Origin of the sequence: Mesorhizobium sp. M7A.F.Ca.US.007.01.2.1 (assembly GCF_003998165.1) — a bacterium.
Taxonomy (GTDB): domain Bacteria; phylum Pseudomonadota; class Alphaproteobacteria; order Rhizobiales; family Rhizobiaceae; genus Mesorhizobium; species Mesorhizobium ciceri.
Genome location: NZ_RZQP01000208.1, coordinates 1 through 11,452 on the forward strand (window position 1 = coordinate 1; position 11,452 = coordinate 11,452).

The following is an 11,452-nucleotide window of genomic DNA, read 5'->3' on the forward strand; positions in this document are numbered from 1 at the left end:
TCGATGGACAGCCTGGCAAAGCCCTGCGCCATGACGAAGTTAGCCGCGATCCGGCGCTGGTGCTCCCCGAGCTTGCCGGATTCGTGAACCGCGACATCGAGCCCCGAACCGGTCACGGTGACCGCCAGCCGGAACGATTTGGTGGTTGCGCAGACCAATTCGGCGAGCGCCCTCAAGCGATCGAGGGCGGCAACGATCTCCGGCAGCGAGATCGGGCATTCCGATATGGCGACGATCTCCGGCGACAGATGGCGATGGAAGCCGAGCAGCATGCCTGTCTCGGTGCGCCGGGCGGCAAGCACGACACGGCGGCGCGTCTGCGGTGCGCAGGCGACCAGGTCACCGATCTCGCAATCGATGCCCTTGCCCTTCAGGATGTGCGCCACTTTTTCGCGCTTCCACTGGCGATAGGCTTCGGCTTCGAAATGCTGGAGCGCGCAACCGCCGCATTCGGTGAAGTGGCGGCAGGCGGGATCGATGCGCAGCGGCGATGCTTCCAGCACCGCCATCAGCATGGCGCGATCCCTTTCGCGCGCGGCGGTGACCGTTTCACCGGGCAGTGTGAAGGGAATGAACAGATCGCCTGTCTCGGTCTCGGCGACACCGTCGCCCTGGGCGCCAAGTTTCCTGATGCTGAAGCGCGCGCTCATCGGTCCTTGATCCCACCGAGCAGGAATTCGCGATTGCCGTCGCCGCCATCGATCGGCGACAGATGCAGCCCCAGCGAGCGCCAGCCGGGAACGGAGTCCAGCCAATCCTGCAGCAGGCCGGCGACACGGGCGGCGTCGAAGGGATCCTTCAACAGACCACCCTTGCCGATCGCTTCCCTGCCGGCCTCGAATTGCGGCTTGACCAGAAACATGGCCTTTGCGCCAGCCTTGGCCAGACCAAGGGCCGGCGGCAGCGCCAGTTTCAGCGAGATGAAGCTGACGTCGGAGACGATGAAATCCGGAATACGCCCGTCGAGATCGGTGACGGCGAGGTCGCGGGCGTTCAGCCCTTCGATCACCGTCACACGCGGGTCGCCGCCGATATCAGGATGCATCTGGCCATGACCGACATCGACGGCGGTGACATGGGCCACGCCGCGCTCGAGCAACACCTGGGTGAAGCCGCCGGTCGAGGCGCCGATGTCGAGCGCTTCACGGCCGGCAGGATCGAGGCCGAAATGATCGAGCCCGCCGATCAGCTTGAGTGCCGCGCGCGACACATAGCCTTGCGCCGGATCATCGATGGCAACGTGACATTGCGGCAAAACGCTCTGGCCGGGCTTGCGCGCAATGACGCCGTCGACGGTCACAGTGCCGCGCTCGACCGCGTCGCGGGCACGCGAGCGGCTGGCAAACAGCCCGCGCTGGACGAGCAGGTCGTCGAGCCGCTGGCGTGCGCTGGCTGGCAGAGGCGAATTCATCGGCCTTCATGGCGAAAGCCGACGACGATGGCAAGAGCGCCAGATGGAAGCATTTCGTCTCCCGTTCCCATCATCACGCTCAGCATCTTGCACGGCGACGATGGTGAGGCGTCCCGTCCCGCCGACCATCCTTATGAATACCCATGCGTTACGCCCGTTGAGACGGATGACCGCCGAAGCATGAGGTCTCACCGCCTGCGGGTAAATACCAACAATCTAGAAAGCCTCATGATTTCTTAACCAATTTTCATCGCATTTGCTTGAGGACTTCAATGTTATGACCGCGACGACGGGAAAACCCGGATGGAGAGGCGGCAACTTTGGAAATGGCCAGCGACATCGTCTACAAGGTTCTTGACCGGATTTCCGGCGCCGGCCTGCTGGCGACCGGACTTCTGTTGCTGACTGCTTTGGCCAGTGCCCTGGTCGCCTATTGGCGCACGGTCGAGAAAAAGAGCTGGAAAGAGTTCTTCGAGTTCGCGGTCCCGCATGAGGTCATCACGCATCCTTCGGCGAAAGCCGACCTTTTGTTCTGGGTGACGCGGAAGGCGCTGATGCCATTCCTCATGCTGCCCGCCGGCGTCGTCTTCGTCAGCGCCGTCGGCTATGCGACGAACTGGTTGCTCTCCACGCTGCTGGCAATCCAGCCGCCTCTGATCGAGGGGCCGGCGGGGCCTGTGACGGTGACGATCTTCACCCTCACCATGCTGCTTGCCTACGACATTTCGTACTATCTCTATCATGTCGCCCAGCACCGCTACCCGGTGCTCTGGGAACTGCACAAGGTGCACCATTCGGCCGAGGTGATGGTCGGCATCACCAAGGATCGCGTCCACCCGCTCGACGAATTGATGAACCGGGCCTGGGACGGCGTCATTCCCGGCATCTGCTTCGGCATCTGGTCGCTGGTGTCGCTGAACCTGGTTGAACTGACGGTCTTCGGCGTCAACGTCTACATCATACGCAACATCCTGATGATGGATTTCGTCAGGCACACGCATTTCAAGATCTCGTTTGGGCCGTTGAACAATCTGATCCTGTGCCCACACTGGCATCAGTTGCACCACAGCACCGACCCGCGCCATTACGACAAGAACTTCGGGCTGCTCTTCTCGTTCTGGGATCGGCTCTTCGGAACTCTGTGCGTTCCGAGACCCGACGAGGACTTCAAGTTCGGTTTGATCGAACGCAACGTGCGCGACTACCAGTCGCTAGCAGGCCTCTATGTCATGCCGCTGCAGCGGATGTGGCGGCAGATCGCCAGACATTTCCGCGCCGACAAGCCCGAGCCACAGCAATCGCCGCAGGGGGGCAAGCCATGAACGGACCGGCCGTGTTCCGGATGCAGCAAGCGCACCGGATCGAAATTGCAACCTCGCCAGAGCGACTGGCAGAAATCGCGCCCGCCTGGGCAGCGCTCTGGCAACGCGCCGGCGGCCTCGTTTTCCAGCATCCCGACTGGATCTCGGCCTGGTGGCACACCACACCGCATCAGGACCGCCGCGGCCTCAGGATCGGCCTGGTCTGGAGCGGCGAGCGCCTCGAGGCGGTCATTGCGCTCGCGACCTTCTGGCGCTCGGGCATCCGTATGCTGGAATGGGCGGCGAAGGATCACTGCGACTATGGCGATGTCCTGCTTGCTCCCGATGCAGAGCCACAGATCCTGCCGCAACTCTGGCAACATATCCTCGACGATGGCGGCTTCGATCTTGCGTATCTCAATCGGCTGTTGCCCGATGCTCGATTCCGGACCCTGCTTGGTCCCGCCGCCCCAGGCCAGGGCAGCATTTTGCAGCCGAGCCACCGCAGCGAGGTCAGCTACCGAGTTTCCAGCGCCGGACAACGCGGCGCACAATGGTTTGAAAGCCAGTCGAAGAAAACCCGGCAAAACTATCGCCGTGGTTACAAATTCATGGAGGAAGGCGGCGCGCTGCGTTTCCGCCTGATGGATGCGCACGAAGCCCGCGAGCCGGTGCTGGAACGCGTCGCCGCGCTGAAACGGCTATGGCTCGCAAAACACGGCCGCGTTTCGGACCTGTTCGACGAAGGTTCCCCCGCGCTGCCGGCACTGATCTCCGTTCTGGCCGGGCTTGGGTTGCTGCGCATCTTCGTGCTCGAACGCGAAGACGAGATCATCGCCATATCGATCAATTTCGAGCAGCATGGAACGATGATGGCTTTCGTCACCACCTATGATCCGGCCTTCGAACGGGCCTCGCCGGGCATGGTCTTGATGATGGATTACATCCAGTGGTCGTTCGACCGGGGCTTGACCACGATCGATTTTCTCTGCGGCGGCGAGGATTTCAAGCGCCGCTTTGCGACGCATTCGGTGATCTTGTCGTCAGTGGTGGGTGGACGAAACCTGCGCGGACGCCTTGCCGCCCTGGCAGACCGCGCCCGCCACGCGGCGCAATCCTGGCGCCCCGAGAAACCGGCGCAACAAGCGGAGCTGGTGGCGGCGGAGTAGCAGTGCCGACGTCTTTAGATCACCCGCACAGCGGCAAAACACGATGAAACGATCGGGCAATCCCGATCAGGGCTTGCTGGTCTCTAGCTCAGAATACGCTTCGCGAAACCGGGCGCTCGACGGCCGGAGACAACCCATCCGCACGCCCTCCCGACGCTTGCTCGCGTGAAGGCTCGATGGCAACCGCAGGTGCGGGAACGGGGGCCGGCAGAACCACCAGTTGCGGCACCTGCTTGAAGGAAAAGCCGCCGCGGATGCCGCCCATCTTGCCGGCGACGATGCCCATGGCCGCCTTTTCAAGGCTGCGATCATAGCGCGTTTCGGCTGTGGCCGGCGCGACGATGACGGCGCAAAGCGCTGCGCCGTACAGAAGCGTTTTCATTGTTGTTGTCTCCCTGCCTGATCACGATCTAGCAGGGCGCCGTTGAAAAACGGCCAAGAGACACGGTAAGCAAAGCGCCAAACGGCAGCGTAAACAACGCGTTAAGAACGTTGGCCGGCAAACTGATTCAAGTCACTGAGACTTTGATTCAGGCGCGCTGGGCGCGAACCGTATGCCCGAGCGCGACGAACACGGTGCGCACGATGCCGGCAGCATCGAGCCCGGCATCGGCATACATCTTTTCCGGCTTCGCGTGGTCGGTAAACACGTCGGGCAGCACCAGCGGGCGCACCTTCAGGCCGCTTTCCAGCAGGCCTTCATGGGCGAGGAACTGCAGCACATGGCTGGCGAAGCCGCCGACGGCGCCCTCCTCCACCGTCACCAGAACCTCATGCGAGCGGGCCAGCCGCCGGATCAGATCCTCGTCGAGCGGCTTGGCGAAACGGGCGTCGGCGACCGTGGTGGAAAGCCCGGCAGCCCCTAGCTCCTCGGCGGCGATCAGGCAATCCTGCAGCCGTGTGCCGAAGGACAGCAATGCTACCTTGGTGCCCTCCCTGACGATGCGGCCCTTGCCGATTTCGAGCACGGAGCCACGCTCCGGCATGTCGACGCCAACGCCATTGCCGCGCGGATAGCGAAAGGCGATCGGGCCGTCATCATAGCTTGCCGCGGTGCGTACCATGTGGCGCAGCTCCGCCTCGTCGGCCGCCGCCATCACCACGAAGCCCGGCAGTGTCGCCAGGAAGGTGGTGTCGAAGGCGCCGCAATGGGTGGCGCCATCGGCGCCGACGAAGCCGGCGCGGTCGATGGGAAAGCGCACCGGTAATTTCTGGATGGCGACGTCGTGGACGACCTGGTCGTAGGCGCGCTGCAGGAAGGTGGAATAGATGGCCGCGAACGGCTTGTAGCCTTCGGTGGCGAGGCCGGCGGCGAAGGTCACCGCGTGCTGTTCGGCGATGCCGACATCGAAGGTCCTCGACGGGAACGCTTCGCCGAACAGGTCGAGGCCGGTACCGCTCGGCATGGCTGCGGTGACGGCGACGATGCGGTCGTCCTCGCGGCCCTCCTGGACCAGGCTTTCGGCGAACACCTTGGTGTAGGCCGGTGCGTTGGCCGGCGCCTTGGCCTGCGCGCCGGTGATGACGTCGAACTTGTTGACGCCGTGATATTTGTCGGCGGCGGCTTCCGCCGGCGCATAGCCCTTGCCCTTCTGGGTGACGACATGGATGAGCACCGGGCCTTCGCCATTGTCTCGGACATTTTTCAGGACCGGGATCAGATGCTCCAGATTGTGGCCGTCGATCGGGCCGATGTGATAGAAGCCGAGTTCCTCGAACAGCGTGCCGCCGGTGACGTAGCCGCGTGCATGCTCGACCGCCCTTGTGATCGCACGATCCGCACGCTTGCCGAGATAAGACGTCAGTTTTTTGCCGAAATCGCGCAGGCCGATATAGGCCTTGCCGGAGGCCAGCCGCGCCAGATAGGCGCTCATGGCGCCGGTTGGCGGCGCGATCGACATGTCGTTGTCGTTGAGAATGACGATCAGCCGTGCATCGAGTGCGCCGGCATTGTTCATCGCCTCGTAGGCCATGCCGGCAGACATGGCGCCGTCGCCGATGACGGCGATGACATTGTTGCGGCCGCCGGAGAGATCGCGGGCCGCGGCCATGCCGAGGCCGGCCGATATCGATGTCGAGGAGTGGGCAGCGCCGAATGGATCGTACTCGCTCTCGGCGCGGCGGGTGAAGCCGGACAGGCCGCCTTCCTGGCGCAGCGTGCGGATACGGTCGCGGCGGCCGGTCAGGATCTTGTGCGGATAGGCCTGGTGGCCGACATCCCAGATCAGCCGGTCGTCCGGGGTGTTGAAGACATAGTGCAGCGCCACCGTCAGCTCGACCACGCCAAGGCCGGCGCCCAGATGACCACCCGTGCGGGATACCGCGTCGACCAGCTCGGCGCGAAGCTCGGACGCCAGTTGCGGCAGCTCACTCTCGGCAAGCATGCGCAGGTCGGCCGGGATGCGGGCCTTGTCGAGAAGCGGCGTATGCGGCGTTGCGTTCACGGTGCTCAGGCTTTCGGTTGATGGGCGAAATAGGCCGCCGGCCGGCGAAAGTAAATGCGTGTCAGTGACGCGGATCAGACTGTGGTCTTTTGCTTCTATGCAGGTCGTTTCCCCAAAACCGGGCCACTTTGGGCGACAGGCATCAGCTTTCCGGCAGCGGAATGAACTCTTCCTCGTCTCCTGGAACGATGTCGAAGCGGCCTGTCTTCCATTCCTCTTTCGCTTGTTCGATACGCTCTTTCGACGACGAGACGAAATTCCACCAGATGTAACGCTTCGAACCAAGAGAGGCGCCGCCGAACAGCATGAAATGCGCCCCGGTCTGCGACGACACGACGATCTCGTCACCGGGACGGAACACCAGCAGCCGTTCGGCTGGGAACACATCGCCCGAAATCGAGACCTCGCCTTCCAGCGTGTAAATGGCGCGCTCTTCCGCATCGGCAGGGATTTTCACGCTGGCGCCGGGCGCCAGGCGCAGGTCGGCGTAGAGCGTCTCCGAATCGGCCCTGACCGGGGACCGTAATCCTTGGAAATCGCCGATGATGAGGCGCCCGTTGACGCCTTCGGCATCAATCTCGGGAAGCCTGAGCGCTCCTGTGTTCTCGAACACAGGAGCCACCTCTTCCTTGTCGTCCGGCAGCGCCAGCCATGTCTGCAGGCCGGATACCGACATCGGCGCGCCACGCAGTTCCTCCGGCGTACGCTCCGAATGGACGATGCCGCGGCCGGCGGTCATCAAATTCACGTCGCCGGGCTGAATGACCATTTCGGTGCCGAGGGAGTCGCGGTGCCGGATCTTGCCGTCGAACAGATAGGTGACCGTCGACAGTCCGATATGCGGATGCGGACGGACGTCCAGCGCCTGGCCGGCCCGCAGGATCGCGGGACCCATGCGGTCGAAGAAGATGAACGGACCGACCAACCGCCTTTTTGCCGTTGGCAGGGCACGGCGCACCTGAAAACCACCGATGTCCTTGGCGTTCGGAACGACCATCAATTCGATCTGATCGCTGGCGAACGCATCGCCCACCTCAGGGTCTTTCCCGGGGAAGAAGCTCATGGACTCTCCTTGTCGGTGGTCGAAGGCCGCCTGGCCGCATCAGGCAAAGCGGATGGCCGCCTTTGCCCGCAGCTTGGCCGCCACCTCTTCGCGATTGCGCGGATGCTGATGGGTTTCCAGGGAATCGAGCAGTTCGCGCGCCGAGGCCGCGATGGCGTCGACGGCATGATCGAAGGCGTGCTGGTTCTGCTTCGAGGGTCGCGTCGTTCCGCTCAGCTTGCGGACGAACTGAAGGGCCGCGTCGCGCACCTCGTCATTGGTTGCCGGCGGATCAAAATTGAACAGGGTCTTGATGTTTCTGCACATCGCTTCCGTATCTCCTCTTGTCCTTGAGCTGTTTCAATCGCAACGAGTTATAGCCTCGATCATGATCATGTCCAAAAACCGGTGAGGCGAGGCCATCGTTCGGACCGGCCTCAATCCGCGTCGAGGGGCTCCGTTCCAACCGGCTTGCCGTCGCGCGACAGCCTGATCTTCTCGACCTTGTCCTCGGCGGCCTTCAGCAGCCGGTCGCAATGCGCCTTCAGCGCCTCGCCACGTTCATAGATCCTGATCGACTGGTCGAGCGGCACGTCGCCACGCTCCAGATCATCGACGATCTTCTCCAGCGCATCGAGTGCCTGCTCGAAGCTCATCGCCTTGACGTCTTCGTTGGTCTCACCAGCCATCATTCATCCTTTCATCAGTCGCCCGACATGGGCGGCGACCGAAAATGCCAATCCCTGCAGATCGTAGCCGCCCTCGAGCAGGCTTACGAGCCGGTTGCCGCTGTGGCGTGCCGCGCGCTGCATCAACTGGCCGGTTGCCCAATCGAAATCATCCTCGGTCAGATTGATCTCGGCCAGCGGATCGCGGTGGTGCGCGTCGAACCCGGCCGAAATGATGATCAGGTCGGGCGCGAAATTGTCGAGCGCGGGCAGGACGCGCGACAGGAAGGCATCGCGAAACACTTCGCTGCCGGTCTGCGGCGCCAGCGGTGCGTTGACGATGTTGCCGGCGCCCGTTTCGGTCTTCGCTCCGGTGCCGGGATAAAGCGGCATCTGGTGTGTCGAGCAATAGAGCACCGAGGGATCGTCCCAGAAAATATCCTGCGTGCCATTGCCGTGATGCACGTCCCAGTCGACGATGGCAACGCGCTCGACACCGTGTTTCTTCTGCGCATAACGCGCCGCGATCGCCGCCGTGTTGAACAGGCAGAAGCCCATGGCCGTGGTCTTTTCGGCATGATGGCCGGGCGGCCGGGCGGCGACGAAGACGTTGTCGGCGCGGCCCGAAAAGACATCATCGACGGCGGCGTTGGCGGCGCCGATCGCGGTGATCGCCGCTTGCCAGCTCTTCGGACTGGCAGTGGTGTCGGCATCGATGCGGGCAATCCCCTCGTCGGGAATGGCGGCGCGCACGCGGGCGACGAAATCGGCGGGATGCGCGTAGAGGATGGTGGCCTCGTCGCCTTCCGGCGCCTGGATACGATCGAGCCCGGCAAAGGCTTCCTCATCGAGCACGCGCTCGATGGCACGCAGGCGGTCGGGCCGCTCGGGATGTCCGGGCGGCGTGAGATGCTCGAGGAAGATCGGATGCGTGTAGAGACGGGTGGTCATCGTCCTAATCTAGTGACCCGGATCGACAAAGGCCATGCACGGCCGGCCGATGACTGGGGAAAATCGCGCCTGCGTCCATTCGTGTCGCCGCAGGCATTGGCCTCGCCGGCGCTTCGGCGTAAAGTCCTTGGCACTGCCTGGTGCCCGCCGCAAGCGGGAGAATCGGGAACACGGTTGAATTCCGTGGCGTGCCCAACGCTGTGAGGGGGACCGCGCCGGTAAATGCCACTGTCGATGACGGGAAGGCACCGGACGCGGGTTGATCCCAAGCCAGAAGACCGGCCTGGCAGGCATCGTCATCCGCATGGTCGGGCGGGTGGCATCAGAGCGACGTGCGTCCATTTGGACGCACAAAGTACGCTCTGACCGTTTTGAATCTGCAATCGCAAGGGGACAAGCGATGCCGGAACAGATGACCGCTGCCATTGACGATGGATTTGACCAGAATGCGCGCGATGCGGTCTATCGCGCCATGTTCACGCGGCGCGACGTGCGCAGCCATTTCCTGCCCAACGCGATCGATGACGACGTGCTGGCGCGGCTGCTGCTTGCCGCCCATCACGCGCCATCGGTCGGCTTCATGCAGCCATGGAATTTCATTGTCATTCGCGATGCCGGACGACGAGCGGAGGTGCGCGACCTGTTCCTGGCCGCGCGCGAGCAGGAACTGCCGGCGATCGAGGCGGAAAAACAGGCGCTGTACCGCAAGCTCAAGCTGGAAGGCATCTGCGAAAGCGCGCTCAACATCTGCATCACTTGCGACCGGCAGCGCTCGAAGGGTTCGCCGCTGGGACGCTGGCACAATCCGGAGATGGATCTCTACAGCACCGTCTGCGCGGTGCAGAATTTCTGGCTGGCCGCGCGTGCCGAGGGCGTTGGCGTCGGCTGGGTGAGCATCATCGAGGCTGAGGCGCTGAAGCGGCTGTTGGCCATTCCGGATCACGTAACGCCAATCGCCTATCTCTGCGTCGGCCGTGTTTCCGAGTTCGCTTCCAAACCGGACCTTGAAACGCATGGTTGGGGACGGCGGCTGCCGCTGCCGGAACTGATCATGAGCGAGACGTTTTCCGGGCAAGGCGAGACACAGCTCAAGTCCACCGTGGCGCGCCTCAACACCGTTTCTGCCTCACCAGACACCACCTGCCCGGCCGATCAGGGTGTGGCGCCGGCCGTACCCCAGCGCGAACCGCCGAAGGAGGCGAGCGCCTTGTCCTTGAGCTCCCTGAACTTCGACGACGCCTCGGCCAACCGGGCGTCCCAGGCCGGATCCGGCACCTGGCCCGCGATGGTCTTGAAATAGACCTGCATCAGGCAAGCGATGGCGAAAGGCTCGATGAAGGCCGCCTTGAATGCCCAGGCGAAGACGATGGCGAGCACGAAGGCCCAGCCGGCGAGCTGGCTGGGCATCAGGAACAGAATGGCGCCGGCAGGCGCCAGCATCATCAGAAAGATGACGAACGACACGCCCCACATGATGACCGCCAGCCAGACGGCGTTCTTGACCATGACCTTGCCGTTCTGGGCATAGAGCACGACGCCTTGGCGCGCCGTCTCGAAGGGTGAGGCTGAATTGATGCGGATGTTGTAGCCGAGGATGATCTCGTCGACATAGGTCAGCGACAGGCGGATCACCGTGTTGATGAAGGAGACCAGGCCGCTCAGGCCCGGTATCGGCAGGAAGGCGGCGATACCGCCGAGCAGGCCGGTGATGGCGCGGATGGCACCCTTGACGAGTTGGTCGACGACGAAAAGGATATTGGCCTCGGCAAAACGCTGGGTGACGACATCCCTGGCGTAGGCGATCTGGTCCTGACCGCCGGGAATGTCGCGGCCGTCGATCAGATGAACCATGACGGCGATGTGGCCGGCCTTGACGATATAGAGGATGTATTCGCGGATCCAGTAGACCGCGATCGAGACGATGCCAAACCCGACCACGCCGCCCCACAGGGCAAAGGACATGGGCCCGTCGGGATCGGTGGAGATATGGCCGACGCCATAGCCGACCGAGGCACCGGTGCCGGTCGCCATGATGTAGGCCAGCGTGATGCCGAAATAGACGATCATACGAAAGACGATGAACGGCCAGGTCCGCATCATGATGGACACCGACCGGCCGATCTCGAAATCCCACATGTGCCCCGAATCTCCGCCTCAGAGATGGTGGAAGAGGATGAACTCAACCCGGCGATTGTCAATTGCCGGCCCTGGCACCACAGGGCGACGAATTCTGGGCAACGGTTTTCTTTCGCAGCCTTTCGCCGGCGCGTTGTCTGACGGAGCATCAAACGAAAAACCCGCCTGTGCGGCGGGTCACCGGCGCAAATCAGCACCATGGACGAATATGTACCTTAGCTGAGGGCAGGTGTCAAGAAAAAATTCCTATCGGGAACAGCTGCCGGCACGAAAGCTCCGGTGGGAACTCAATTCGACTGCGGATCCGGCTTCTTGAGCAGGCCTTCGAGC

At 63.1% G+C, this 11,452-nt stretch carries 10 protein-coding genes, 2 pseudogenes and 1 riboswitch; of the genes and pseudogenes, 3 read left to right on the forward strand and 9 right to left on the reverse strand.

Annotation, left to right across the window (positions count from 1 at the left end):
• Both EN949_RS27460 and EN949_RS27465 read right to left on the reverse strand, forming a co-directional pair.
• Positions 1-650, reverse strand: a pseudogene (locus tag EN949_RS27460) (class I SAM-dependent RNA methyltransferase); the annotation flags it as partial.
• Positions 647-1,411, reverse strand: coding sequence for a TlyA family RNA methyltransferase (locus EN949_RS27465; RefSeq protein ID WP_127370844.1), 765 nt, complete (start codon positions 1,409-1,411; stop codon positions 647-649). The gene EN949_RS27465 and the pseudogene EN949_RS27460, both read right to left, overlap by 4 nt.
• Positions 1,412-1,737: 326 nt before the next feature.
• On the opposite strand from EN949_RS27465, the gene EN949_RS27470 reads away from it, so the two are divergent.
• Together EN949_RS27470 and EN949_RS27475 are read left to right on the forward strand one after the other, a co-directional pair.
• A complete protein-coding gene (locus tag EN949_RS27470; RefSeq protein ID WP_032809851.1) occupies positions 1,738-2,733 on the forward strand; it encodes a sterol desaturase family protein in 996 nt (331 codons plus the stop codon).
• Positions 2,730-3,881 (forward strand): GNAT family N-acetyltransferase, encoded by a 1,152-nt coding sequence (locus EN949_RS27475; protein ID WP_013532787.1) that lies wholly within the window; start codon positions 2,730-2,732, stop codon positions 3,879-3,881. The genes EN949_RS27470 and EN949_RS27475 overlap by 4 nt, the downstream gene beginning before the upstream one ends.
• Positions 3,882-3,969: 88 nt before the next feature.
• Here EN949_RS27475 and EN949_RS27480 read toward each other — a convergent pair whose 3' ends face one another.
• From EN949_RS27480 to EN949_RS27505, 6 genes are all read right to left on the reverse strand, one after another.
• On the reverse strand, positions 3,970-4,263 hold the full coding sequence (locus tag EN949_RS27480; protein ID WP_127366500.1) for a hypothetical protein: 294 nt from the start codon (positions 4,261-4,263) through the stop codon (positions 3,970-3,972).
• 148 nt (positions 4,264-4,411) lie between these two features.
• The gene (dxs, locus tag EN949_RS27485) at positions 4,412-6,325 is read right to left on the reverse strand and encodes a 1-deoxy-D-xylulose-5-phosphate synthase (protein ID WP_024503605.1); all 1,914 of its coding nucleotides are present in this window, start codon (positions 6,323-6,325) and stop codon (positions 4,412-4,414) included.
• A 142-nt stretch (positions 6,326-6,467) separates the two neighbouring features.
• On the reverse strand, positions 6,468-7,388 hold the full coding sequence (locus EN949_RS27490; RefSeq protein WP_013532790.1) for a pirin family protein: 921 nt from the start codon (positions 7,386-7,388) through the stop codon (positions 6,468-6,470).
• Positions 7,389-7,427: 39 nt separating this feature from the next.
• A complete protein-coding gene (locus EN949_RS27495; protein ID WP_013532791.1) occupies positions 7,428-7,694 on the reverse strand; it encodes a DUF2277 domain-containing protein in 267 nt (88 codons plus the stop codon).
• Between the two features lie 110 nt (positions 7,695-7,804).
• Positions 7,805-8,056, reverse strand: coding sequence for an exodeoxyribonuclease VII small subunit (locus tag EN949_RS27500; protein WP_013532792.1), 252 nt, complete (start codon positions 8,054-8,056; stop codon positions 7,805-7,807).
• Between the two features lie 3 nt (positions 8,057-8,059).
• Entirely contained in the window at positions 8,060-8,986 is a 927-nt protein-coding gene (locus EN949_RS27505) for a histone deacetylase family protein (protein WP_063167671.1), read from the reverse strand.
• Between the two features lie 121 nt (positions 8,987-9,107).
• Positions 9,108-9,288: riboswitch (cobalamin riboswitch) on the forward strand.
• Between the two features lie 110 nt (positions 9,289-9,398).
• On the opposite strand from EN949_RS27505, the pseudogene bluB reads away from it, so the two are divergent.
• Positions 9,399-10,016: pseudogene (bluB, locus tag EN949_RS36730) on the forward strand (5,6-dimethylbenzimidazole synthase); the annotation flags it as partial.
• Between the two features lie 122 nt (positions 10,017-10,138).
• Here the strand turns inward: bluB and EN949_RS27515 are convergent.
• Positions 10,139-11,122: a hypothetical protein gene (locus EN949_RS27515; RefSeq protein ID WP_245459240.1), complete on the reverse strand. Its 984-nt coding sequence runs from the start codon at positions 11,120-11,122 to the stop codon at positions 10,139-10,141.
• Positions 11,123-11,452: the final 330 nt, after the last annotated feature.